We start from the raw sequence: 24,126 nt of genomic DNA on the forward strand, positions 1-24,126 counted from the left end.
TTAATTAATCAAAAGTGAAATGGGTGGTTTAGATGATCAATTGGATTATTGGCGGGATCATTTTTGGAGCGACTGTATTAATCATTGTTCGGTCAATTAGTCGCATGAAAAAAGGAGAAAGCGGCTGTTGTGGTTGTACTCAAAGCAAGTGTAATTGTGCTGTGAAATAGAACAACAGAAAACAATGCCGGCGTGAGTAATAAATATAATTCGTAGGAGGCGGTAAGATAATGAGTATCGTGCTAGTTGGTGGTCATGACAGAATGCATAGTGAATATATGGGCATATGCTCCAAGCGTGGACATGATGTAAAAGTCTATACCCAGATGCCTACTAAGTTTGATAAGGTGATCGGATCGCCTGACGGAATTGTTTTATTCACATCGACAGTCTCTCATAAAATGATTCACACTGCAGTAAAAGAAGCAAAAAGAAAGAAAATACCGGTATTCAGAAGCCATAGCAGCAGTGGCGCTTCATTAGACAGACTGCTGGATGAACTTGAAGAAAAGATCATTTAAAGAATTCGGGACATAAGTTGATATAGACGATCTCAGGTGGAGGAAACGTCAATGTTTCAATACATTCAAAGACTCTTACGACCTCAACACTTCCACGATATTATTGAGTGTCTGGCAGCTGCTCTGGAAGCTAAAGATTTGTACACTAGCGGTCATTCTTCCAGGGTGGGGGATATGTCTTATGATTTGGGGCGAGCTCTGGGTCTGAAAGGCTCAGAATTAGAAAATATTCATATTGCAGCACACCTTCATGACATAGGTAAGATGGGTATTTCTGAGAACATTTTAAACAAAAGAGGCAAACTTCTTCCTCATGAATGGGCTCAAATACAAACACATCCAGAGATAGGTTATAAAATTTTAGCCAAATCGAAAGGGCTTAAGCAAATTGCTGAAATTGTTCTGCACCACCATGAACGATGGGATGGGAAAGGCTATCCTGGTGGTTTACGTGAGAACAGAATCCCTTTGGGCTCAAGAATAATAGGAGTGGCAGATGCTATCGATGCCATCACCTCGATACGGCCTTATCGGAAGGCCTTGTCTTGGGAAGAATGCTGGGAGGAGGTACTCTTAAACAAAGGCATACAATTTGACCCAGTGGCGGTTGAAGCTTCGGAAAGACTGTGGAAAAAATGGAGAGACAGATGCCTTGAGTTACATAAGGATGATGTAGAGGTTAAGATTAACGTCGTTTAGTTTTAAGCCCTGGAGATATTTAAATCAGAGAGCATTTGGATGTGCGTTACTCAGATATGTAACTCAAGTTGTGTAAATATATAGTTTGAAGACTTTTTTAGCTGATACTTGAACTATAAACATATAATGAGGGAAGGGGCCGTTTAATAACGTTCCCCTTCCCTCATTAATTTTGCGCTTTGTTTATTTGAGTGCTTCCCCGATGGTCCGACCAAATTCCTGACACTTAATGAGAGCATCATCATCTGGGCTCCAGGTTACTCTCAGCCCTTCGTTAAGCAGCTCAAATTTGGCGTGTTCTAATTCAGTATAAATAAGCTTAGTATTTTCACCGCTCCAACCATAACTGCCAAAAGCAGCACCTTTTTTATTTTTGAACGCTAATCCTTTGATCATTTCCAGGATTCCAGCGACGGCAAATGATATTCCTTTATTAATGGTTGGTGAACCGATAAGGATCGCCTTGGATTTAAAGACTTCTGTAATAATATCATTTTTATCGGCATGAGTGGAATTACAATTAAACAATTTAACCGTAACATCTTTATCACTGAGTTTGATTCCAGCTGCTATTTCTTCGGCCATCTTTCGGGTACTGTTCCACATGGTATCGTAGATGATAGATATTTGATTTTCTTGGTAATCCTTAGCCCATCCCATATATTTATCGACAATTTGCAAGGGATTATCACGCCAAATGAGGCCATGACTTGGGCAGATCATATCAACAGGCAGGTTAAAGCTTAAGATTTCAGTAATTTTATTTTCAACGAATTTACTGAACGGAGTTAAAATATTGGCATAATATTTTAGGGCTTCGTAATATAATTCTGCCTGATCGACTAAGTCATTGAACATATGCTCAGACGCTAAATGCTGACCAAAACCGTCATTGCTGAAAAGAATATTATCTCCGGTCAAGTAGGTAAACATAGTATCAGGCCAATGGAGCATTCTTGCCTCAATGAAAATAAACTCTTTTGAGCCAAGGCTTAGTTTATCACCAGTTTTAACGGGTACGAAATTCCAATCTTGATGATACTGACCTTTTAAGGATTTGATGGCATTGGCGGTACAGTAAATGGGGGTATCAGGGATTTCCCTCATTAATTCTGGTAAAGCCCCACTGTGATCGGGTTCCCCGTGATTGGCAATGATAAAATCGATCTTATTTAAATCAACTTCTTTCTTTAAATTAGCAACAAACTCTTTAGCAAAGGGTGTCCAAACACAGTCAATCAAGGCTATCTTTTCGTCTTGGATAAGGTAAGAATTATAGCTGGAACCACGGTTTGTAGAGAGTTCATCACCATGAAACTTTTTTAATTCCCAATCAATTTTACCTACCCATTTTACACTCTTGTTAATTTCAAAACTCATAACATACCTCCTGAATTTTATTTAGTATAAGTTTATACATGTTTTAGGTTAACGTTGGTGTTAGCTAATTTGAAACGGTTACGACCATCCTGTTTTACTTGATAGAGAACGGTATCCGAGGCCTTAATTAATGTTTTCGGTAGATTTGTAGGATTAGCATGTCCAATAGATACCCCTAGACTAATCGTGACTTTTGGAATGATTAAGGAAAGACAATGTGGTATTTCTATTGAGGGAGTCCTTTAAGGATGTCGCTACTTCCTTAAGGCATTTTATCCCTTGTAAGTAACCGTAAGTATTATTATACGCCATATAGAAGTCGCTGTCACACAATATGAGTACTATAGCTTCACGATCGCGTCCCGCAAGTAACCATAGCTGTTCGAGAAACTGATCAAAATAACCGCGATTAGCTATACCTATTAATCACCGACGGAGTAGAGAAAACTAAGTTCTTGATTCGTTTTCTAATTGAGACCTCTCTTTGAGTAGAGTCTTTGCTAACGGGCAGAAAATATACAAGCATAGAAAAGTGAGGGTAAGACCATCGTTGACTTCCACTTACATTTACAAGTAGAGCACTATCCTTATGAGTCAAGTTAATAGGTGCATTGTAATGAAAGTAGCAGGGTCAATAAGTCAATCTAACCTAAGGAAACATACAATGCGTGTAGCTTAGATAGCGTTCATAGATAAATAAATATAGGGTGTATAAATATAGTTGTCATATACTTATTATCTTCTACGTTCTTCACGATAATCCTGTATAAATAAAGTAATTAATTTGCAAAGACTATAAAGTGAAAAACAGTCTAAGAAAGGCTGAATTCACGACTGACCGTAGTTGTTAACAACTAGAGAAAAGCCTTTACTTGATGTTAAACCAAGCAAAGGCTTTAAAACTTAGGACAATTTTACTGTTTAAAGGCTAGTTTGTGTACGATATTTTCATAGCCATGACCGATTTGGGAATTATCAAAGGCAGCAATTGCAAAGGAGTAGGTTTTAGCGAGATCATCGAACTGAATATCTTTATCAGACGTAGTTTTTAATTTGCGGGAAATCTCTAGGGTCCATACACCGTTTTCCCATTTGCCTTTAGCTTTGATGTCAGCAGGATCTCCGGTAATTTGTTTAGCGATCGGACCAGGTATGAAGTCTCCCTCTTTCATTGTCTTTATATAGTCTGCTGTGAAGGGCTTAGTCTTATCGAGACCGTCAACAATTACATAGGGATTTCCGTTTACTGGTGCTCCATCAAAAACTAATTTGGGTGCTGATTTGTCAGCAGTCACATTATCTTCATACTCTTTTGCACCGGGGTCAGCGTGGCGACCTGCACCACTCTTTGTGGCATCGTTAGGATCGTATTTAACGCTATCCATGAACTGGTCATGCATCAGACCTGGTTTGTCGGGACCAAACAAGGAGTTCTGGCGAACATATTTCCAGTGCCACATATCCAATAATTCATTCTCAGCGTTTGTCCAGTGTTTTGTTACCGATTTTCCTTCTTTATCAGTAGCAACGTGACAGGTTACGGCGCAACCGGCCGTATTAAAATCTTTTGTAGAGTCATTGATGTTCCAGTTAATGGCGAGTTTATCCTCGTAGAATTCATTGTAAGGTTTTTTAACCAATTTGCCACCTTCAAGAATCCAGGGGCCACGTGCTTTGGAATCAGTAGGATCTTTGTATTGAAGCAAGAAGTAAACATTCTCAGCATCATAAGCTGATTTCATGGAGACTTCGGTGTTGCCATTGTCGAACTTTCCTCCTGTACCCCCTTGCAGAGCACCGGCGTTCGATAGAGTCAATTTCATCTCTGGTGCATTAGTCCAGAAATCTTCTGAGGATTTGCCATCTACTGTTGGGGCAGCTGTTGTTTTTACGGCTGTTAAAGTATTTGCGTCAGTCACGGGAGCGGGAGCGGGAGTTGGTGTTGTATCGGGTTTAGTACCAGCACCAGCACACCCTGTTACCACCGCCATCGAGAGGACCATTAGTCCAATGATTTTTACTAGATGCTTTTTCATAGTTTTCCCCTTCCTTATTGTTGTGTTGTTTTACTATGACCCACATTCTGATGACAAGTCAGACACGAAGTATTATTCTGCAAAATCTCTGTATGCGGAAACATTGGCGCAAATTCTCCAGAAGGCAGTAGAAGATTCTTCGCTTTCGGGAACTCACTACTGCCAGTATGGCAGGAAATACAAGCTGCAGGGTTGATCTTCGCCTCTATTTTGTCAGGAATCTGGTTAGTAACTTGTAGATATACTTCATTTAATCCAGCAACTTTGCGCTTAACATACCCAGTTGTACCAGGATCAGCATGGCATTTTAAGCAAGTGACATCTTTGTGTGGTCCTGCTGACCAAGCGACTACAGACGGCTTAATTTGATGACAACTTGCACAAAAATTTGGTTGAGAGGTGTAATGCATACCAATCACTATAGAAATCCCTAGAAGTACGATAGCGAGCGATGCAATAATAATAATTTTTTTGGTCTTATTGCTCGGGCCGCTCAACTCTCGATCAAGCATGTTTCCAGTTTCATTGTCGGTGGCCAAATTTGTTTCAGCTCCTACTTAACAGCAACAACCTAAATAGAGTAGAGATTGTCGCATGATTTATGGTTCCCATATTGATTGGATTATATAATGAGAATGAAAAAAAAATTAGGGTCAAATGTACTGGTGTTCACTAGTACATTTGACCCCCTCATTTTGAAAAAGGACTTAATGATTTAGTCCTTTTTCAAAGACATAATTGGCGAGTTGGACACGACTTGTCAAGTCCAACTTATTCAAGATACTGCTTACATAATTACGAACGGTGTATTCACTAAGGAAAAGATCTTCAGCAATTTTCTTGTTGCTTTTACCTTTAGATACCTCAATGAGTATCTCGCGTTCTTTATTGGTTAAGTTTATTAATTTATTAGCATCAGTTGAATGTGTCAGTGCGCGATTCATTAGCCTCAAGGTTTGCTTGGGATCAAAAAGGATTTCGCCCTCGACAACTTTGCGAATAGCATCTCGTAAAGCCTGACGACCAATCTCTTTGAGGACATACCCGGAAGCGCCAGCTTTGATTGATTGTAAGACGGCCTCTTCATCCCTATAAGATGTGAGCATTAGAACGCGAACCGTGGGTTGACGTAAAAGAATTTGACGACAAGCCTCTACTCCACTGCCATCGGGTAAACGAACATCCATTAGAATGACATCTGGGCTCGTTTGCAGAGACTTCTCTACGGCCTCTGCTACACTACCTGACTCGGATATAACCTCGAACTCTGAATCCTCAAGTAAGGCCGTCAAACCCATTCTAACCACATCGTGGTCATCAACAATCATTACTTTATGCTTTTTCAGCATTATGACCACTCCTCTCTAATTGAACCATGACTTGAGTACCTTGGTCATTAGTAGTAATTTCGAGTTTGGAATTTAGCAGCTTTGATCGCTGGTGCATACTATCAATTCCATAGCCATGTAACCCAGAGATCGAAGATAGTTGGTTAGCATTTTTTTTCTCGAATCCTATTCCTCTGCCATTATCCTTAATGGTCAACCTGTAGAGCTGTTCATCTCCACATATCTCAACAGAGATAATAGATCCTCCTGAATGTCGAGCTGCGTTGGCTAATGCTTCTTGCATTATAAAAAAAGTATGATCTACTGCATTTGGAATAAAGATAAACCAGATTGGGATATTGATGGAAACCTCAAGCGTTATGTTTGGAAATCCTTCACGATATTCATTTAACATCTGATGAAATCGGTGTTCAACGGCTGCTTGTCCATAATCATCTGATTTAAGTCCATGGATGTATCGTCTTAACGATTTAATTGTTTCGTTATAACGGTCAATAACTTTGGTTATTAACTCTTTGCTCCGGACGGGATCATGATCAATGAGTTCAGAGGCTCGATCTAAGAGCATCCCTGATCCATAAAGAGCTTGAATCGCCCCATCGTGGATATCATTAGCAATTCTTTGACGTTCTGTGCAAAGAGTTTCTAGTTTTTCAATTTTTTCAATATTTTTTTCATACTCCAAACGGAAAACAGAGAGAATTCGCAGAACATACCAACTTAAAAACATACTCGATACTGCGCGAACGACCTGAACTGGGATATGGAACAGCTGAAAGAAGGTCTCGTTATTTAAGATTCGACTGGGAAAGACATCTCCTGCTGGAACGATTAATCCTCCTAAGACACTGTATATTAGCAGTGTGATTGAAGCATTTCGAAGATTGTGACTGATTTTATTTCCCCAAACCTTGAGTTCTTGCCTGCGACGCCAAAGTCCTAGTCCGGACAAGATGGCCCCTGGAAAGCCTAGTAAATATCGTGCCCAAATCTCACTCTTAACGTACCAAAGAGTTAAAGCGTGTTTATCAAAGAAAAAAATAAAGTTTACGTACCACACAAAGAAGATTGCAGCAGGTATAAATAAATAAATCTTTTTATCAAAATACTGCGCCAGTCCAAATGCAAGAAGAAAAGCAAACGAAAGGGCCATGAAAGCAAGATGAACCATCATTAAGATTAAGAGATACTCTTCTTGACCCGCTGTTTGAATTGGCACAAAAAGATAACCCCATTCTGACACCGCATGGGTAAAACCAAAAACAGCCAACAACCATAGTGTTTTGGCCAACTTTAACTGGCTTGGCTGAATAATTTGCATGGATATGGCTAGTCCCATTGTGAAAAAGGCTAAACCATAAACGAAATAGAGAACTTCATGTTGAATAACGACGTTCAGCCACCTTCCCCAAAATTGCAATATGATTTATTTTAACGAGCTTGAAAATAGTTTTTTAAATCATTAGTAGTATAAATCTATAGTAAATAAAGTACAACTCAAGCTTATGCTAAGACTTGGGGCAAGCCTTAGTTGTATTATCAATGGATAATTGTCGTTAAGGTAAGTTTGGACGTTTTAAATAGAATTCTTTTAAGCTTGTGAAACAAGGAATGGCTAAGGGCGGATTACGGGTAACCAATATTGACTAACCCAAAAAAGAATGATAAATTGATATCAAGTATTGATATCGATATTTGATATTGAAATTAGGTATAAGTGGTGATGAAAGTGGAAAAGCAAATCTATCGAAAACTGTTTTTGGGGTTTATTCAAATTCACATCTTGCATCATGCTCAAAAAGAGGCTATTTTTGGTTCTTGGATGTTAGAAGAACTTCAAGAGCATGGATATCATTTGAGCGCTGGGACTCTGTATCCTCTTCTTCACGCCATGGAATCTGCTGATTTGCTAGAAAAAGAAGATAAGAACATAGCGGGGAAAATTCGAAAGTACTACAAAAGTACAGAGAAAGGAAGCATGGTATTACAGGAAGCAAAAAAGAAAGCTTATGAACTTTTTAAAGAAATAAAAGACGAATAATAACAACAGGGAAGTGGTAGTAAATGTTTACACTGCGAAGTGTTAAATATAAAGATATTTTAGATATAGACGAACTGGATATTCCTGAGCAGAGGATTACCTGCATCGTGGGGGAAAGCGGAAGCGGAAAAACTACGCTCTTAAGGCTATTAAACCATATAATCAGTCCTGATGAAGGAGAAATCTGGTTTCAGAACACACCTTTATCCCAGTGGAATCCAGTTGAATTAAGACGGAAAGTCATGATGCTTTCGCAGTCTCCGGCAATATTTGAAGGAACGGTAAGAGATAACTTACTGATTGGATTTAAATTTGGCGAAAAGCCTCCAGTAGATGAAAATCAACTGCAGGATACTTTGAAAATCGTTCGATTAAATAAAGATCTGTTACTTGACGCCAATTCCTTATCTGGCGGGGAGAAACAACGTTTAGCTATGGCAAGAATACTATTGCTGAAACCAGAAGTTTTTCTTCTGGATGAACCCTCTTCTGCTCTAGATGAAGAGACGACTCAATTTATAATGGAACAATTGGTCCACCATGTCAATCAGTTAAAGAAAACTATGATTATGATCACCCACTCTAAAGCTGTGGTTGAAGCCTTTGCCGAGAAGGTTGTTGAAATCAAAAAAGGCAAAGTTCTTATAACAAAGGAGGTCGGGCCATGCAAGGGAGCATCGACTTGTCGATTTGGCAATTAACTGCGGCCTATATTTTCATTCTTATACTCATTCTTATTGTTAGAATCAAAGGGATTCCGAGAGAGAAAGAAATCCTGATTTCTTCCCTGCGGATGACGATTCAATTGGTACTCGTCGGTTATATACTTGCTTATGTATTCGAACACAGCCATCCCTTTTATGCCCTAGTGATTGTCGCCATCATGCTCATCTTCGCCATCCATAACATCTTTAACCGGACAAAATCGCAGTTGTCACCTGAGATAAAAAAGATCGTTGCTCTTTCTATGACCTTAGGCATCCTTGCAAGTCTAATTTATTTCGTTCTTGTCGTGTTGCAGGTGTCCCTGGTATGAACCTAGATATGTCATTCCGATTGCAGGCATGATTATAGGCAATTCGATGACGGGGATCTCCCTGGGCGTTAAAACCCTTGTGGAAGGAATGACGACAAATAAACAACTAGTGGAAGCTGCCCTGATTCTTGGCGCGACACCAAAAATGGCCTCTAAACAGATTGTAAACAATGCGTTTGACGCCGCTATGCTACCAACGATTAATTCTATGGTCGGAATGGGTATTGTCTTTTTACCGGGCATGATGACCGGTCAAATTCTTGGCGGGGCTTCGCCTGTCGTAGCAATTGAGTATCAAATCGCGGTAATGCTCGGTATTGTTGGCAGTGTTGCGTTAACTGTACTTCTATTTGTACAGTTTGGCTATAAAACATTTTTCAACTCCCGCAGTCAAATGAAAGTTTAAGGAGAAGATACTTTACCAATTGTCTAATTCGCGGAAGATAATTACAAAAATGTATAGTCCATTATACAAAGTTAAAAAACGGGTAGGCAATTCATAAAACTATGATTACCTACCCGTTTTTTTAGTATCGCCATATACCAAAATTAAAGCTATTTTGCTAGGTCTGGTAAGAGTTTCTTGATTAATTCGATAACGGTCGGATTTTTAATTTCAATAGGTTTCGTTGCTGCGTCATCTTGAAGATCTTCATATTTTATTGCCCCAAAGCTGTGATCCTTAGTGAAGTGTTCATTGGGATCGGTTGGGTTCTTCCACATGAGTTTTTCAAGATCAAAGGTTTTTCCAGCGTGACATTTAACGCAGATATCAGTTGGTTTGTCAGCAACTAGGAGGGCTCCACTAGCATTGGCTTTATGGGCGCTATGACAAGTAAGACATTGATTTAATTGTGAACTCTGAGCGTGTTTGCTGGCAAAGAAGTTGCGGGTGCCATAGTGGTTGGTTGCTGTGAAGTTACCCTGAGCGTCTTTAGTCGGATCGCTCTTATGACAATCTAAGCATGAGTTTTTGGCGGTTTCGAGGCTCATAGTTCCCTTCTTGTCAGTGGCGCTCGCATGGTTTCCGGCAGGACCATGACACGATTCGCAGGATATACCAACAGTAGGTGAAGCCTTTTCGATTCCTGGAGCATGGCATTTGCCACAAGTGAATTTTTCTGCGGTCCAGTCAGGCTTACCATCTTTATCGATATCATTTTGTTTGGGAGCCTCTACTGTCCATTTGTCGTCTGCTTTTTTAAGCGCACCGACACGATAAATTTTTTCTTTAAAACCTGCCGCAGCAGGAATCTCAGCAATAATATAATCGTCCATCATGACCCCGTAGACCTTGGCTTGCGATAAATCGAGTGTTGTGGACGTTGGTTTTTCAGTGTTGGCCGCATCAAAAATAGTAACTGAAGTTAAAGGCTTGTCCAAAGGATAATCGGAAAGTGGCTTAAACGCAGAAAAATGTTTTGTATGAGTTACATTATTAAATGTATCCGTGTGGCAGGCTTGGCATGCTTCGTTACCGATATAAGCTATCTGGGCTGTTTCGGTTAGTTGAGGTCCTGTTGGCTGAGGAGTAGGGGTTTCCTGTACCTTGTTGCATCCCATGGCTAATGCTGTTAAGAATGTAAAAGAAATAATCGAGACTAAGAAAGATTTTTTCCAGTTCATTGGGTCGTTCCTCCTTTAAAACTATTAAAATCTTGTTTTATTGTGTTGACCAAAATAGGTCTGGATAACTTTCATGGCTTCTTGTAAAAGTTTAGATTAAGCCTTAAAAATTGTGTTCTTAGTTTGCTTATAAATTAATGGGAAAATGCTTAAATTTTAAAAATATATAATTGAAATTTATGGAAATAGACTTTTTATTAAAGGATTTTGTAGAATGGGTAAGTGGAAGTCTATTTGGAAGAGGCCCTGCGTGTGCTTGGGGAGGCGATTGCCCCATGTCATCAGGCTGCTTTAAAGGCAACCCAAGCAATGAATGCTGGTCGATAAAGTGAGCGGGTCTTTGTAATTTTTATATAAGACCAGTCTCTTTTCTAACCCTAATTCCATTAATTTATTAGGTTCTTTCACTAAGAAGCTCAAAGATTCATTTTTTTCAATCAAAATACTTTAAATTAAAGGTTTTTCAATTTTATACGCGAATTAACTTTGGATAATTACAATTTGATCTAACAAGCAAGGTATTGAAGTCGGAAAGAGGTGATTTGCGTGCGTTCGCTCAAACAGCAGATCCTAATATTGTTGTTGGGTTCGCTCGTTTTGCTGGCGGCTAGCTTCCTCGTGGTCCTGGGTTTATACATGAAAGATCGGGCCGTGGCCGCAGCTATTATCAAAGTGAAAGCAGATTTAGCAACATGTGAGGAAATTATTGATAAGACATATCCCGGCGCGTGGTCAGAACAAGAAGGAAATCTATATAAAGGGCAGACCAAAATTAGTCTTAATAATGACTTAGTTGATTATTTGTCCAGTCTAACGGGGGATACTGTGACTGTATTTCTTGGAGACACCCGGGTCGCTACCACGATACGCGGTTCAAACGGCGAACGGGCGATTGGTACCAAGGTTTCTGATAATATAATTCAGACAGTACTGAAAGATGGTCAGACTTATGTAGGAGAAGCCAATGTAGTTGGACAGTGGCATCAAACAGGTTATGTTCCATTGCGTGCCGAAAACGGTAAGATTATTGGGATTTTTTACGTCGGAATTTCCCATGCCTATGAACAGGAAATAATTACTCGATCTTTGATCACTATGGCCGAACTGGGATTAGTCCTAACGGTCTTGATAGCTCTTCTGACATGGTTTTTCCTTAAGAAAGTTATCATTTCTCCTTTGCACAATATCATGTTAGAAACACGGGACGTAGCAACCGGACACCTCACCGAAAAGGTGAAAATTTCTGGAGCAAAGGAAATCGGAGAGCTGGAGGATGCTTTTAACCAAATGGTAGAGCAGATCCAATCGCTAACAGAGGAAATTAATCGAGTGACCAGCAACAATCCATTGCATGGAACTGAAGTCAAACAGACGTTTACACCTGGGTATATGCCAATGCCAAGCTTAAATCTCGTAGGGAATATTGGAGAAGCAGAGTTGCCTAAGGGTTTACATCAAGCTACTCTTGGTCAAATAGTTCAATTTTTACAGGTAAATCGCCGTCCTCTCTCTGCAGAAGAAGTTGCGGAAGGGGTGAAATTAACTAGGGTCACTGTACGCCGCTACCTTGAATTTTTAGAACATAGCGGGGCATTAAAATCAGAACAGAAATATGGCACAGTTGGTCGTCCCGTCAAGCTATTTATACCGCTGTAAAACAAACGTCTCCTAATGGGGCCGTTTTTTATCGCAATACTCTTTTGCTTTTTTCAAAGACTCTACTTTTTATAAGGTAGAGTTTTTTTGTACTAGTCTTAAAGTATAACTTTACGTTTCATACTTACTGGAAGGTCCCTTTCGCCATCACGACATCTTGCCATCTATGGCGGTGTAACTAACCTCGAACATCCATGTTCGAGTCATGGCTACACTTGGCCATCCATGGCCAGCGCATAAGTGTAACTATGGCGACCGCTGTCTGACGGCTTAGCGCTAGCCCGGTTTTCTGTTATTACTTCAGTGGTTTGGTTTATTCGCAGTGAAGTTTCCTTTCGGAATAAAATGACTTTTAACGAAATTAGTCCTTTGGCAGAAGAGTAGAATTAAGGGCCGGAAGGCCTTAATCTGAGTAGTCCCGGTGTTCAGATTTAGAAGAACCTTCACTGTTTTCCTAATTAACTAAATCTTCTTTATAAACAAAACCTTTATTTAATGTCCATAAACACGACAGGCAGTGAGAATAAGGCTAAACTAATCATATAAACATAATCTTGATTCAGGCGTGGGGTTTTCCTTACCAGGAATACACCGGATACTTCTAGCTGTGTTAAAGCGGTGACTAAACCATCCATGGCTGAGGGAAATGTTATCCAGGAGCTTAGTGCCATTTATTTCACCGCTCATTCTAGCGGAGGTATCAGTGGCAGTTAGCTATCGGATAAACCATTGCCAACCATCAAATCATTGGCTGAATATGCAGAATAAAGAATTAAAGAGAGGTGAAAAACGGAAGCAACAAATGTTTTAATAAAGGAGGATTTTCATGTGTGATTCTGCTTCGCCCAATCAGTTTGCCCAAAAGCTTGATAGCTATATTGACAGTCTGACCCACAAGAAGGAAAACCTAATTGGGGTCTTGCATTATGCTCAAGAAATATATGGATATCTACCCGATAATGTACAGTGGCATATCGCTCAGAGACTGGATATACCTTCCGCTACAGTCTACGGTGTAGTAAGCTTTTACTCATTTTTCACTATGATACCCAGGGGAGAACACGTTGTTAATGTTTGTACTGGTACCGCCTGTTTCGTTCGAGGGGCTGAAAAATTAAAAGAAGAACTTGAAAATCAGCTCAAAATTAAAGCAGGTGAAACTACTCCGGATAATCTCTTTACCTTAGAAACACTGCGTTGCGTCGGAGCCTGCGGCCTCGCCCCCGTCATGATTGTCGATGGCGAAGTGCATGGACGCATGCACGAAGCACAAGACATTAATGAGGTTTTGGCAAAGTACCGCCCGGAGAGTTAAGCGCACTTTCGATTTATTAGTTGGAAAGACCAAAGTATTTGAAAATGTGTCAGAAGGAACGTTTTGTCCACACAAGTGTATACAATATCCAGAATTTTGAATTACGAACATGGAGTCTCTACCAAAGAAGCGTCACCGAAGGAAGGGAAATGCCATATGAAACTCAAAAATACCGATGCCTTGAATGAATTACAAGCTCAAAGTCTCAAACTCCTTGAATCACGGCAAGTTATCGACTCTGTTGGCACTAAAAACGCCCAAGGATTAGTAAGGCACGTTATGGTCTGTGGAGGACCCGGTTGCCACTCCTCAGGCAGTCCTAGAATTGCCGAACGTCTCGAAGAGGAACTAAACAAACGGGGATTGACTGAACAGATAAAAGTCTTCCAACCAGGTTGTTTTGGTTTTTGTGAAAAGGGTCCCATGATTGAAATCTTCCCTGATAATGTAACTTATTGTGAAGTTTCGGAAGAAGACGTTACAACCATCGTCGAAGAACACTTCATACAAGGTAACCTGGTGGAACACCTTGTTTTTATGGATCCGAATACCAAAGAACGTTTTGCTACGAACATTCCTTTTTACGATGGACAACTTCGCATTGCCCTGCGTAACGTGGGTTATATCGCACCAGAAAACATTCTTGAGTATATTGCTGCAGACGGCTATCAAGCCTTAGCAAAAGTTCTTTTCACAATGAAGCCTTTTGAAGTTATTGATGTACTTAAACAAAGCGGACTGCGGGGACGTGGCGGCGCAGGTTTTCCAACGGGTACTAAATGGGAATTCACGCGTAAGAGCGAAGCTGATCAACGATATATCATTTGCAATGCCGACGAAGGGGATCCGGGTGCTTTTATGGACCGCTCTGTCTTGGAAGGGGATCCTCATAGCGTTTTGGAGGCTATGCTTATCGCGGGCTCCGCGATTGGAGCTTCCGAAGGATTCATATATGTCCGGGCAGAATACCCTGCTGCGATTCATCGTTTAAAAATTGCCATTGCACAAGCGCGAGAATACGGCTTACTTGGGAAGGGAATTTTGGGCAGCGATTTTTGCTTTGACATTGAACTAAAACTCGGAGCTGGAGCCTTTGTCTGTGGTGAAGAAACGGCATTGATCCATTCCATCGAAGGGGCCCGAGGGGAACCTTCTGTCAAACCTCCGTTCCCGGCCCAGAAGGGTTTGTGGGGTAAACCAACCTGTGTTAACAATGTGGAAACCTTAGCCAATATTCCCCCAATTATTTTAAAGGGAGCCGAGTGGTTTTCAGCAATAGGCACAGAAAAAAGCAAAGGTACGAAAGTATTTGCGTTAGCGGGCAAAGTGAATAATGTAGGACTTGTGGAAGTCCCCATGGGGACCACACTCCGTCAAATTATTTTTGACATCGGCGGAGGCATTAAGCAACGTAAAACGTTTAAAGCCGCCCAAACGGGAGGCCCTTCCGGAGGGTGTATTCCGACCAAGTATTTGGATTCGCCCATTGATTATGAATCTTTAACCGCTATCGGCTCTATGATGGGCTCTGGAGGGCTCATCGTTTTAGATGAAGATGATTGCATGGTCAATATCGCTAAGTTCTTCCAGGAATTTACGATGGATGAATCCTGTGGTCGCTGTACCGCCTGCAGGGTGGGGACCAAACGCCTTTATGAAATATTGACCAAAATCACGGAAGGCAAAGCGTCATTAGAAGATTTAGATAATTTGGAGAGACTGTGTCATATTATTAAAGACACCGCACTTTGCGGATTAGGGCAAAGCGCACCCAACCCTATTCTTTCAACCTTAAAGTATTTCCGAGAAGAATATATTGCCCATGTTGTTGACAAGACCTGTCCAGCGGGCGTTTGTAAGCACTTATTGAAATATGAAATCACAGATAAGTGCGTAGGGTGTACCCTTTGCGTCAAGAAATGTCCTATGCATTGCATTACTGGGACAGTTAAGAAGCGCCATATTATCGACCAAGAACGTTGCCTAAAATGTGGGGCATGCATGGATCAATGCCGCGTCGTCGGCGCTATTATTTGCCATTAAGTTATCCCTGAAGGAGGACTCCATATGGATATACAGCTAACCATTAACGACATATCGCTAAAAGTACCGGAAGGAATGTCTATCTTAGATGCTGCACGAACCATAAACATAGATATTCCAACCTTATGTTACTTGAAACTAAACGAAATGCATTACAATAACAACATTGCTTCCTGTCGAGTGTGTGTGGTTGAAATCGAAGGTCGACGTAATTTGGCTTCCTCCTGTTCAACCCCAGTATCAAGCGGCATGGTTGTTAGAACTGATTCGCTGCGTGCTATCCAGGCTAGACGTGCCATGGTTGAACTGCTCCTTTCTGACCACCCTAAATCATGCCTAACCTGTGCAAAGAACCAAGACTGTGATCTCCAATCCTTAGCCTCGGAATTAGGAGTACGCCATATCTCCTATGAAGGGGAAGAATCTGAGTTTGAAATTGATAAGTCCAGTTCTTCTATTGTTCGAGATCCTAACAAATGTATTCGTTGCCGCCGTTGCGAAACAATGTGCAACGAGGTGCAGACGGTGGGCGTTTACTCTGCGGTGGGACGCGGTTTTGAAACGGTTGTTAAAACAGCCTTTGATTTACCTCTTAGCCAAACCGCCTGTACGTTCTGCGGACAATGTATCGCGGTATGTCCAACTGGCGCATTAACAGAGTTAGATCAGGTCGACAAAGTATGGAAAGCGCTAAACGATCCCGATCAATTTGTTGTAGTACAAACAGCTCCCGCCGTACGTGTCGCACTTGGAGAGGGATTCGGTTTAGAACCTGGGACGATTGTGACAGGCAAAATGGTTGCTGCTCTTCGCAGGCTTGGTTTTGACCGCGTCTTTGATACAGATTTTGCTGCTGACTTGACGATTATGGAGGAGGCAACAGAGCTTGTTCACCGTATACAACATGGTGGACGTCTGCCCCTGCTCACAAGTTGTTGTCCTGCCTGGGTCAAATTCTTTGAACATCAATTCCCAGATCTCTTGGACATTCCTTCAACTTGCAAATCTCCCCATGAAATGTTAGGGGTCCTGATTAAAAGCTATTATGCGAGAACCTTAGGGATTGACCCTAAATCCATAACCGTTGTATCCGTCATGCCTTGCGTTGCTAAAAAATACGAAGCGGCCCGTCCTGAACTCTCACAAGGGGCAGAAACTGCAGATGTGGACATTGTCATCACAACACGTGAACTTATACGCATGATTCGGGAAGCCAGCATTCATTTTGATCACCTTAAAGAGCAAGAGTTTGATCATCCTTTAGGGGAATCAACCGGTGCTTCCGTGATTTTCGGAGCAACAGGCGGAGTACTTGAAGCTGCCCTGAGAACAGCTTATGAGGTACTTACTGGTGAAACTCTGGAGAAAGTGGAGTTTGAGGTTCTCCGAGGAATGGATGGACTTAAGGAAGCGGTTATCCCCATCTCTGGAAGGGATTATCGAGCCGCGGTTATTCACGGTTTAGGTAATGCTCGTACTGTCCTTGAGAAAATACGTGCAGGGGAAAGCAATTATGACGTCATTGAAATCATGGCTTGCCCTGGAGGATGTATCGGGGGAGGCGGACAACCTTATCATCATGGAAATCTAGAAATTCTTTCGGAAAGAGCTCAAGGTTTGTACCGTGAAGACCGCGCTAAGCCCCTGCGCAAATCTCACGAGAATCCGGCCATCATAGGTCTGTATAAGGATTACTTGGGTGAACCATACGGAGAAAGAGCGCATAAATTGCTGCATACCAGCTATGTGGCACGTAAGAAGATTTAGAGACCAGATGGATGCCTTCACTTCTAGTGTATTTTAGGTGAACTATCAGAGTTATAATACTTGCTGCCACTGATAACTTAATATAGAATTGACTTATCCGTTGTGTTGGAGGTTTCCGGCAGAGTGGATCTATTGGACTATTACCTGATTGCAAGGACTTATTCTGAGCAAAAGGAGAAGGGTTAAAACGCTAATTAGCCTTCTTACGTTTGTAGGAGGCTTTTTTTTATACTAGTCGGAAAGTAAAGCTAAGCTCGAAGGTCTTTGTTCGAGTCGTTGCCAGCGTATAAATGCAATAGGCCCGCCGCGCGCCAGCGGCTTAACGACAGTTGAGTTTTTTTATTTGGAGGAATGAAAGATGGATAAGAGAATAGGGGTTATTGGCATAGTTATTGAAGAATTTGAAAGTGCCAATAAAGTTAATGATACTTTGCACGATTTAGCGAGCATTATTATCGGAAGAATGGGAATCCCTCGACCAGAAAAGGGCATATCTATTATCTCCTTGATCGTGGAGGGAACTTCTGACGAAATTAGTGCAATGACGGGGAAATTAGGAAAAATTCAAGGGGTTAATGTTAAATCTGCTTTAACGAAGAAATTGGAGGAATAAAATCTATGTACAATTGTAAGTCGAAAAATGCAACGGAGTTTATTGATGATGGTGAAATTCTGGCCACTCTTTCCTATGCCCAGGAAAACAAAAGAAATCGTGAACTGATTGACAGCCTGATAGAACGTGCTAAAGACTGTAAGGGCTTAACCCATCGAGAGGCTGCTGTTCTACTGGAATGTGATCTGGAAGATGAAAATGAAAAAATGTTCAAACTGGCAAAGGAGATCAAGCAAAAGCTTTATGGCAACCGTATTGTCATGTTTGCGCCACTATATCTTTCAAACTACTGCGTAAACGGCTGCGTGTACTGTCCCTATCACAATAAAAATAAAACCATATCTCGTAAGAAGCTTTCGCAGGAGGATATTGTGCGAGAGGTTATCGCCTTGCAGGATATGGGACACAAGCGCTTGGCATTAGAAACAGGAGAAGACCCTGTGAACAATCCGATCGAATATGTTCTGGAAAGTATGAAGACTATTTATAGCATTCAGCATAAAAACGGAGCTATCCGCCGCGTCAATGTTAATATTGCTGCAACAACCGTGGAAAATTATCGGAAGCTCAAGGAAGCGGAAATTGGAACTTACATACTTTTTCAGGAAACCTATCACAAAAAAAGCTATGAGGAGCTGCATCCCACAGGACCAAAACACGACTACGCCTATCATACTGAAGCGATGGATCGTGCCATGGAGGGCGGTATTGACGATGTGGGGATCGGGGTTTTGTTCGGCTTAAATATGTACCGCTATGACTTCGTAGGTTTGCTCATGCATGCTGAGCATTTAGAGGCGGCAATGGGTGTGGGACCACATACCATCAGCGTTCCACGCATCCGCCCCGCCGATGATATTGACCCCAATAGTTTTTCGGATGCAATATCCGATGATATTTTTGCAAAAATTGTGGCTGTTATTCGTATTGCCGCCCCTTATACGGGGATGATTATTTCCACACGTGAATCTAAAACAACCCGCGAGCGTGTGTTAGAATTGGGCATATCTCAGATAAGCGGAGGCTCAAGCACCAGTGTTGGCGGATATGTTGAGCCGGAAGCACAGGATGATAACTCCGCTCAATTCGAAGTAAACGATACCCGCACCTTGGATGAGATTATAAACTGGCTCTTGGGACTCGGCTTTATTCCAAGCTTCTGCACCGCCTGTTATCGCGAAGGGCGTACAGGTGATCGTTTTATGAAACTTGTAAAGGCCGGGCAGATTGCAAACTGCTGTCAGCCGAATGCTTTGATGACACTTAAAGAATATCTAGAGGATTATGCTTCACCGGATACCAAGAAAAAGGGTGAGGTGGTAATTAAAAACGAGATTCCCTTCATACCAAATGAAAAGGTTCGGGCAATTGCCATAGAGCATTTGAACGAAATTAAGGAAGGAAAGCGAGATTTCCGTTTCTAGCAACCTACTTTCTAATTATCCAATCGCAGGGAACAATTGGATATTACATTGGAAAAGATTATAAGAATAAATGTGTGGGGGAAATTTCTGGAGGTATAAAGTGAACTGTAGAATGGAAAAGGACAGTATCGGAGAAGAGGAGATTCCGGAAAATAACTATTATGGAATTAACACAAAAAGAGCCCAAGAAAACTTCGCTTTAGGGTCCAAAAACGTCAATCTTAAGCTTATCTATGAAATGGCCTTGATTAAAAAGGCGGCAGCCATGGTCAATAAAGAGTTAAAGCAATTGTCTGAGGATAAAGCAAATGCAATAATTCAAGCAAGTGAGGAAGTTATTAAAGGGAGATTTGACCAGGAATTTATCGTAAGTGCTTTTCAAGGGGGAGCCGGGACATCCACAAATATGAATCTTAATGAGGTTATTGCCAACAGGGCAATTGAGATATTAGGGGGAACAAAAGGCGACTACGATGTTGCACATCCTATAAATGATGTTAACATGTCACAATCAACCAATGATGTTTATCCGACAGCACTGAGAATCACAGCTATTCACATGCTCAGAAAACTAAGCAATTCCCTGGCGAAGCTTCAAGAAGCTCTGCAGGGGAAGGAAAACGACTTTAGTGATGTGATTAAACTTGGCAGGACAGAGCTAATGGATGCGTTGCCCATGATGCTCGGCCAAGAATTTGGGGCATATGCTAAGGCAATAGAAAGAGACCGTTGGAGAGTTTACAAGGTAGAAGAACGATTGAGACAGATTAATCTGGGTGGCACTGCCATCGGTACGGGAGTCAATGCCTCTAATAAGTATATTTTTATGATTACGGATACCATTCAGGAGTTAACAGGATTAGGTCTAGCCAGGTCCGACTATCCCATGGATGTAACTCAAAATAATGATGTATTTGTAGAAGTTTCAGGGCTTTTAAAAGCTTGCAGCACGAACCTTTTGAAAATATCTAACGATTTAAGATTATTATCTTCTGGCCCAAGGGGCGGGTTCGGTGAAATAGAACTCCCGCAGATGCAGGTTGGTTCGACTCTTATGCCAGGAAAGGTCAATCCGGTCATACCTGAGATGATCGGTCAATTGGCTATGAGAGTTATGGCCAATGACTATGCTATTACGATGGCTGCCTCGTCAGGACAGCTCGAACTCAATGCCTTTATGCCCCTAATCGCGGAAAGTTTGCTGGAATCACTAGAGCTTCTAAATAATGGAATCATTATCTTTAGAGAAAAGTGTATTGAGGGAATCATCCCTAATAAAGATAAATGTCAAGCAACTCTTGAAAAGTCGGCAGTATTAGCTGCTGCTTTAGTTCATCATATTGGCTATGATCAAGCTGCCCATATAGCCAGAAGAGCTCTACGAGAGGATAAGACAATCAGAGAGGTCTTGAAGGAAGACGATGTATTGTCGGATTGTAGGATTAATGAGATCTTAAATCCGTTTGAAGTAACCAAACCAGGAATACCAGGAAGTATTGGAATGCCCGAAGTATCGGAAATACTCAGGAGGGATTTACATGAGCTTAAATGAAACGCCCAGAGGGGTTAGAGTACATTTAGCGTTATTTGGGAAGAGAAATGCAGGAAAATCCAGCGTGATTAATGCCATTACAGGGCAGGAAACAGCCATAGTGTCGAAAGTAAAAGGTACAACGACTGACCCAGTGTTTAAATCGATGGAGATATTGCCCATAGGACCGTGTGTGATCATAGATACAGCTGGAATAGACGATATCGGAGAATTAGGAGAGCTCAGGCTAAAGAAGACTCTAGAAGTACTCGATATTACTGATGTGGCACTGCTTATTGTAGATATCCAGGCGGGAATCAGTGATAATGATCGGTTTATTATAGATACTTTTAAGAAAAAGAAGAAACCGCTGATCGTGGCTTTAAATAAATCGGATACGATTGAAAACGAAAATAAAAATGAAGCTCAAGAAAGAATCGCGAGTCTTCTTCAAGATGAACTAAGCACTCCGGTCGTTGCCGTCTCAGCTCTTAAGAAACTTGGAATAAAAGAATTAAAAAATGCTATAATCTCAGTTATTCCTGAGGATGAGGATAAGTTTAAAATTGTGGGGGATTTAATTAACCCAGGTGATTTTGTGGTGCTTGTTACTCCCATTGATAAAGCAGCTCCTAAGGGAAGGCTAATTCTTCCTCAGCAACAGACGATTAGAGACATACTGGAAAGTGATGCTATGGCGATTGTAACTAAGGAATATGAATTAAGAGAAACCTTAAATCATTTGGCAAAAAAACCAAAGCTGGTGATCACTGATTCCCAAGCCTTTTTAAAGGTTGCTGCCGATACCCCTAAGGATATTTTAATGACATCCTTTTCAATCCTCTTTGCCAGACAAAAGGGAGATTTAACAGAATTTATCAAAGGTGTCAAGGCTATTGAAACGCTTAAGGATGGAGACAAGGTTTTAATAGCAGAAGGGTGTACACATCATAGGCAATCAGACGATATCGGCAGTGTGAAGATACCCCGATGGATACGTCAGAGAACAGGTAGGCAGATAGAGTTTGAATACTCTTCAGGAGCTACTTTTACGGAAGATGTCAAGAAATATGCCCTTATCGTCCATTGCGGAGCTTGTATGATGAATAGAACTGGAATGCTCAGCAGAGTTGAACAGGCAAAAAGTCTCAATGTGCCCATAGTGAACTTCGGCATTCTCATCGCCTATGTTCAGGGACTACTTACAAGAGCGCTTGAACCTTTCCCACTAGCAAAGATGACCTTAGAAGGAGAACTATGATATACAACAATGATCAACTGGGTGAGGGGCGATTTTGTGAGTAATATGCATTATTTATTAGAGAGAGTCTATCAAACGAACGACCTCTCGAAAGAGGAAATCACGTACCTCTTAGAAAACCTAACTCAGGTGGATAAAGAGGTCCTCTATAATTATGCCCTTAAGACGAAACAGAAATATTATGGAAATAAAGTTTACTTAAGAGGACTAATCGAGTTTTCGAATATCTGTAAGCAGGATTGCTTTTACTGTGGAATTCGGGCTTCCAATGTGAAGGTGAAACGCTATCGGTTAACCCCGGAAGAAATCCTAGCTTGCTGCGATCAGGCGTATGAATTAGGCTATCAGACATTTGTCTTGCAAAGTGGTGAAGACCTCTGGTATACGGATGAGATTCTCGTTAATTTGATTCAGAAAATCAAAAAACGTTATCCTGAGGTAGCCATTACGTTATCGATCGGTGAACGAAGAGTTGAAACCTATCAAAACCTCTTTACCTGCGGTGCCGATCGCTTTTTAATGCGCCATGAAACTGCTTCGAAAGAACTGTATGAAACATTACATCCGACGATGCGCTTTGAGGAACGTCGGGCCTGTTTGAACGCATTGAAGGGGATTGGCTACCAAGTGGGAGCCGGGTTTATGGTGGGGCTTCCTGGACAAACGTTTGCTGATTTGGCAGAGGACTTGCGATATTTAATGGAACTCCGTCCAGACATGATCGGAATCGGACCGTTTATTCCTCACAGTGAGACGCCTTTAGCTAAAGAGAAGGGAGGAACAATAAAAGATACATTAGTGATGGTGGCCATGGCGCGGCTACTTGTTCCGGAAAGTCTTATTCCGGCCACGACGGCACTTGGGACTCTGCATCCACAAGGCAGGGAGCTTGCCTTGAAAGCGGGCGCTAATGTGGTTATGCCGATTATTACGCCAACCTCAGTTAGAAAACAATACGCTCTTTACGAAAATAAGATTTGTGGGGATGATCATCCGGAAGATTGCCGATATTGCATAGAGCGCAGAATTCAGTCTGCGGGCTTTGAAGTGGATCTGGGTAGAGGGGATAGTCGGCAGTTTGTAGCTTGCAATAGTTAGTTTTGTAGAAATCAACAAAAAAAGATCGTTAGATTTGTAATTTATTACAAATCTAACGATCTTTTTGTTTTATACCATCATGTAAGCAGTCTTTTTAAACGGCAACATCATAAGCGAAATGTTAATGGTCAGGAAGATATCCTATGTCCTTCAGAAAAAACTATATCGTGAATGAAAAACCCGATACCTTAGTGGCGCTAGGCGGTTTATAGAAAACAGAGGGGCGTGTCAAGCGAAGGCTCGGAGCCGGGGCAGTAAGCCTTAACAGCTTGTTATCTGGAATGTCCTTTAGTTCTTTGAGCCTAAGCGCACCAGTTAGGCAGGCTTGAACACAAAAAGGAGGCATTCCACGATCTAAACGTTCATAGCAGAGCTGGCATTTACACGCCTTGTTCGTCTGCGGATTAATTTGGGGGGCTCCAAATGGGCATGAGGCTACACAGGACTTACAGCCTGTACACTTTTCGGAAAGATGTAAAACTATACCATCGCGGCGTTTCGCATAGGCCCCAGACGGACAGACCCGTAAACATTCAGGATTGCCACAATGATTGCAGGCCGTGGATAAATAAAACATCTCAATATGATCCTTTGAAAATTTCTCTACCTTACGAATCTGACGCCTTACAAGTGAGGGTGCCAATTGATTTCGATTTTGGCAAGCTTTGGCACAGGCTCCGCAACCAAGGCAGCGATTAACGTCAAGGACGAAACCTAATTGTTTGACCAT

21 protein-coding genes and 2 pseudogenes are annotated in these 24,126 nt (G+C 41.5%); 15 read left to right on the forward strand and 8 right to left on the reverse strand.

What is annotated here, in order from left to right; genetic code table 11:
* The first annotated feature begins 32 nt into the window (after window positions 1-32).
* From M8E35_RS04080 to M8E35_RS04090, 3 genes are read left to right on the forward strand one after another with little or no spacing between them, the layout of a single operon-like run.
* The gene (locus M8E35_RS04080; RefSeq protein ID WP_252467495.1) at window positions 33-170 is read left to right on the forward strand and encodes a FeoB-associated Cys-rich membrane protein; all 138 of its coding nucleotides are present in this window, start codon (window positions 33-35) and stop codon (window positions 168-170) included.
* Window positions 171-230: 60 nt separating this feature from the next.
* Complete coding sequence (locus tag M8E35_RS04085) at window positions 231-521, forward strand: DUF2325 domain-containing protein (protein WP_252467496.1); 291 nt, start codon at window positions 231-233, stop codon at window positions 519-521.
* A gap of 51 nt (window positions 522-572) precedes the next feature.
* A complete protein-coding gene (locus tag M8E35_RS04090) occupies window positions 573-1,220 on the forward strand; it encodes an HD-GYP domain-containing protein (RefSeq protein WP_252467497.1) in 648 nt (215 codons plus the stop codon).
* Window positions 1,221-1,403: 183 nt separating this feature from the next.
* On the opposite strand, the gene M8E35_RS04095 is transcribed toward M8E35_RS04090, so the two are convergent.
* The 6 genes and pseudogenes from M8E35_RS04095 to M8E35_RS04120 all read right to left on the reverse strand — a co-directional run bounded on the left by M8E35_RS04095 (window position 1,404) and on the right by M8E35_RS04120 (window position 7,306).
* Window positions 1,404-2,600, reverse strand: a complete 1,197-nt coding sequence (locus tag M8E35_RS04095) for an anaerobic nitric oxide reductase flavorubredoxin (RefSeq protein ID WP_252467498.1) — start codon at window positions 2,598-2,600, stop codon at window positions 1,404-1,406.
* A gap of 32 nt (window positions 2,601-2,632) precedes the next feature.
* Window positions 2,633-3,023 (reverse strand): annotated as a pseudogene (locus M8E35_RS04100) (diguanylate cyclase domain-containing protein).
* Window positions 3,024-3,514: 491 nt separating this feature from the next.
* The gene (locus tag M8E35_RS04105) at window positions 3,515-4,636 is read right to left on the reverse strand and encodes an ethylbenzene dehydrogenase-related protein (RefSeq protein WP_252467500.1); all 1,122 of its coding nucleotides are present in this window, start codon (window positions 4,634-4,636) and stop codon (window positions 3,515-3,517) included.
* Between the two features lie 14 nt (window positions 4,637-4,650).
* On the reverse strand, window positions 4,651-5,175 hold the full coding sequence (locus M8E35_RS04110) for a cytochrome c3 family protein (protein ID WP_252467502.1): 525 nt from the start codon (window positions 5,173-5,175) through the stop codon (window positions 4,651-4,653).
* A gap of 168 nt (window positions 5,176-5,343) precedes the next feature.
* Complete coding sequence (locus M8E35_RS04115) at window positions 5,344-5,985, reverse strand: response regulator transcription factor (protein ID WP_252467503.1); 642 nt, start codon at window positions 5,983-5,985, stop codon at window positions 5,344-5,346.
* Window positions 5,969-7,306: a sensor histidine kinase gene (locus M8E35_RS04120; protein WP_252467504.1), complete on the reverse strand. Its 1,338-nt coding sequence runs from the start codon at window positions 7,304-7,306 to the stop codon at window positions 5,969-5,971. Before M8E35_RS04120 ends, M8E35_RS04115 begins: the two co-directional genes overlap by 17 nt.
* Before the next feature lie 408 nt (window positions 7,307-7,714).
* On the opposite strand from M8E35_RS04120, the gene M8E35_RS04125 reads away from it, so the two are divergent.
* The 3 genes and pseudogenes from M8E35_RS04125 to M8E35_RS04135 all read left to right on the forward strand — a co-directional run bounded on the left by M8E35_RS04125 (window position 7,715) and on the right by M8E35_RS04135 (window position 9,468).
* On the forward strand, window positions 7,715-8,026 hold the full coding sequence (locus M8E35_RS04125) for a PadR family transcriptional regulator (protein ID WP_252467505.1): 312 nt from the start codon (window positions 7,715-7,717) through the stop codon (window positions 8,024-8,026).
* Between the two features lie 23 nt (window positions 8,027-8,049).
* Window positions 8,050-8,727: an ABC transporter ATP-binding protein gene (locus M8E35_RS04130; protein ID WP_252467506.1), complete on the forward strand. Its 678-nt coding sequence runs from the start codon at window positions 8,050-8,052 to the stop codon at window positions 8,725-8,727.
* Window positions 8,691-9,468, forward strand: a pseudogene (locus M8E35_RS04135) (ABC transporter permease). Before M8E35_RS04130 ends, M8E35_RS04135 begins: the two are co-directional and overlap by 37 nt.
* Window positions 9,469-9,617: 149 nt before the next feature.
* On the opposite strand, the gene M8E35_RS04140 reads toward M8E35_RS04135, so the two are convergent.
* Window positions 9,618-10,688, reverse strand: a complete 1,071-nt coding sequence (locus M8E35_RS04140; RefSeq protein WP_252467507.1) for a cytochrome c3 family protein — start codon at window positions 10,686-10,688, stop codon at window positions 9,618-9,620.
* A gap of 546 nt (window positions 10,689-11,234) precedes the next feature.
* Between M8E35_RS04140 and M8E35_RS04145 the strand changes: the two genes are divergently transcribed.
* The 9 genes from M8E35_RS04145 (at window position 11,235) to hydE (ending at window position 23,396) form a co-directional block, all read left to right on the forward strand.
* The gene (locus tag M8E35_RS04145) at window positions 11,235-12,344 is read left to right on the forward strand and encodes a cache domain-containing protein (protein WP_252467508.1); all 1,110 of its coding nucleotides are present in this window, start codon (window positions 11,235-11,237) and stop codon (window positions 12,342-12,344) included.
* An 826-nt stretch (window positions 12,345-13,170) separates the two neighbouring features.
* Window positions 13,171-13,659, forward strand: coding sequence for an NADH-quinone oxidoreductase subunit NuoE family protein (locus tag M8E35_RS04150; RefSeq protein ID WP_073029779.1), 489 nt, complete (start codon window positions 13,171-13,173; stop codon window positions 13,657-13,659).
* Between the two features lie 156 nt (window positions 13,660-13,815).
* Complete coding sequence (locus M8E35_RS04155) at window positions 13,816-15,702, forward strand: NADH-quinone oxidoreductase subunit NuoF (protein WP_289710674.1); 1,887 nt, start codon at window positions 13,816-13,818, stop codon at window positions 15,700-15,702.
* Between the two features lie 24 nt (window positions 15,703-15,726).
* Window positions 15,727-17,469: an NADH-dependent [FeFe] hydrogenase, group A6 gene (locus M8E35_RS04160; RefSeq protein WP_252467509.1), complete on the forward strand. Its 1,743-nt coding sequence runs from the start codon at window positions 15,727-15,729 to the stop codon at window positions 17,467-17,469.
* 358 nt (window positions 17,470-17,827) lie between these two features.
* Complete coding sequence (locus M8E35_RS04165; RefSeq protein WP_252467510.1) at window positions 17,828-18,082, forward strand: TM1266 family iron-only hydrogenase system putative regulator; 255 nt, start codon at window positions 17,828-17,830, stop codon at window positions 18,080-18,082.
* 5 nt (window positions 18,083-18,087) lie between these two features.
* Window positions 18,088-19,506 (forward strand): [FeFe] hydrogenase H-cluster radical SAM maturase HydG, encoded by a 1,419-nt coding sequence (hydG, locus tag M8E35_RS04170; protein ID WP_252467511.1) that lies wholly within the window; start codon window positions 18,088-18,090, stop codon window positions 19,504-19,506.
* 100 nt (window positions 19,507-19,606) lie between these two features.
* A complete protein-coding gene (locus M8E35_RS04175; RefSeq protein WP_252467512.1) occupies window positions 19,607-21,058 on the forward strand; it encodes an aspartate ammonia-lyase in 1,452 nt (483 codons plus the stop codon).
* On the forward strand, window positions 21,045-22,298 hold the full coding sequence (gene hydF, locus M8E35_RS04180) for a [FeFe] hydrogenase H-cluster maturation GTPase HydF (RefSeq protein WP_252467514.1): 1,254 nt from the start codon (window positions 21,045-21,047) through the stop codon (window positions 22,296-22,298). The genes M8E35_RS04175 and hydF overlap by 14 nt, the downstream gene beginning before the upstream one ends.
* Window positions 22,299-22,343: 45 nt before the next feature.
* Window positions 22,344-23,396, forward strand: coding sequence for a [FeFe] hydrogenase H-cluster radical SAM maturase HydE (gene hydE / locus M8E35_RS04185; protein ID WP_252467825.1), 1,053 nt, complete (start codon window positions 22,344-22,346; stop codon window positions 23,394-23,396).
* Between the two features lie 160 nt (window positions 23,397-23,556).
* Here the strand turns inward: hydE and M8E35_RS04190 are convergent, their stop codons facing one another.
* On the reverse strand, window positions 23,557-24,126 hold the full coding sequence (locus M8E35_RS04190; protein ID WP_252467516.1) for a 4Fe-4S dicluster domain-containing protein: 570 nt from the start codon (window positions 24,124-24,126) through the stop codon (window positions 23,557-23,559).

The organism is Desulfosporosinus nitroreducens, assembly GCF_023897015.1.
Classification (GTDB): Bacteria; Bacillota; Desulfitobacteriia; order Desulfitobacteriales; family Desulfitobacteriaceae; genus Desulfosporosinus; species Desulfosporosinus nitroreducens.

What these genes read in the sequence shown, in the direction of transcription:
- M8E35_RS04080 (WP_252467495.1), top strand. Translation starts at nt 33, where the DNA reads ATGATCAATTGGATTATTGGCGGGATCATTTTTGGAGCGACTGTATTA.
- M8E35_RS04085 (WP_252467496.1), top strand. Translation starts at nt 231, where the DNA reads ATGAGTATCGTGCTAGTTGGTGGTCATGACAGAATGCATAGTGAATAT.
- M8E35_RS04090 (WP_252467497.1), top strand. Translation starts at nt 573, where the DNA reads ATGTTTCAATACATTCAAAGACTCTTACGACCTCAACACTTCCACGAT.
- M8E35_RS04095 (WP_252467498.1), bottom strand. Translation starts at nt 2,600, where the DNA reads ATGAGTTTTGAAATTAACAAGAGTGTAAAATGGGTAGGTAAAATTGAT.
- M8E35_RS04105 (WP_252467500.1), bottom strand. Translation starts at nt 4,636, where the DNA reads ATGAAAAAGCATCTAGTAAAAATCATTGGACTAATGGTCCTCTCGATG.
- M8E35_RS04115 (WP_252467503.1), bottom strand. Translation starts at nt 5,985, where the DNA reads ATGCTGAAAAAGCATAAAGTAATGATTGTTGATGACCACGATGTGGTT.
- M8E35_RS04120 (WP_252467504.1), bottom strand. Translation starts at nt 7,306, where the DNA reads ATGCAAATTATTCAGCCAAGCCAGTTAAAGTTGGCCAAAACACTATGG.
- M8E35_RS04130 (WP_252467506.1), top strand. Translation starts at nt 8,050, where the DNA reads ATGTTTACACTGCGAAGTGTTAAATATAAAGATATTTTAGATATAGAC.
- M8E35_RS04140 (WP_252467507.1), bottom strand. Translation starts at nt 10,688, where the DNA reads ATGAACTGGAAAAAATCTTTCTTAGTCTCGATTATTTCTTTTACATTC.
- M8E35_RS04150 (WP_073029779.1), top strand. Translation starts at nt 13,171, where the DNA reads ATGTGTGATTCTGCTTCGCCCAATCAGTTTGCCCAAAAGCTTGATAGC.
- M8E35_RS04155 (WP_289710674.1), top strand. Translation starts at nt 13,816, where the DNA reads ATGAAACTCAAAAATACCGATGCCTTGAATGAATTACAAGCTCAAAGT.
- M8E35_RS04160 (WP_252467509.1), top strand. Translation starts at nt 15,727, where the DNA reads ATGGATATACAGCTAACCATTAACGACATATCGCTAAAAGTACCGGAA.
- M8E35_RS04165 (WP_252467510.1), top strand. Translation starts at nt 17,828, where the DNA reads ATGGATAAGAGAATAGGGGTTATTGGCATAGTTATTGAAGAATTTGAA.
- hydG (WP_252467511.1), top strand. Translation starts at nt 18,088, where the DNA reads ATGTACAATTGTAAGTCGAAAAATGCAACGGAGTTTATTGATGATGGT.
- hydF (WP_252467514.1), top strand. Translation starts at nt 21,045, where the DNA reads ATGAGCTTAAATGAAACGCCCAGAGGGGTTAGAGTACATTTAGCGTTA.
- hydE (WP_252467825.1), top strand. Translation starts at nt 22,344, where the DNA reads ATGCATTATTTATTAGAGAGAGTCTATCAAACGAACGACCTCTCGAAA.
- M8E35_RS04190 (WP_252467516.1), bottom strand. Translation starts at nt 24,126, where the DNA reads ATGGTCAAACAATTAGGTTTCGTCCTTGACGTTAATCGCTGCCTTGGT.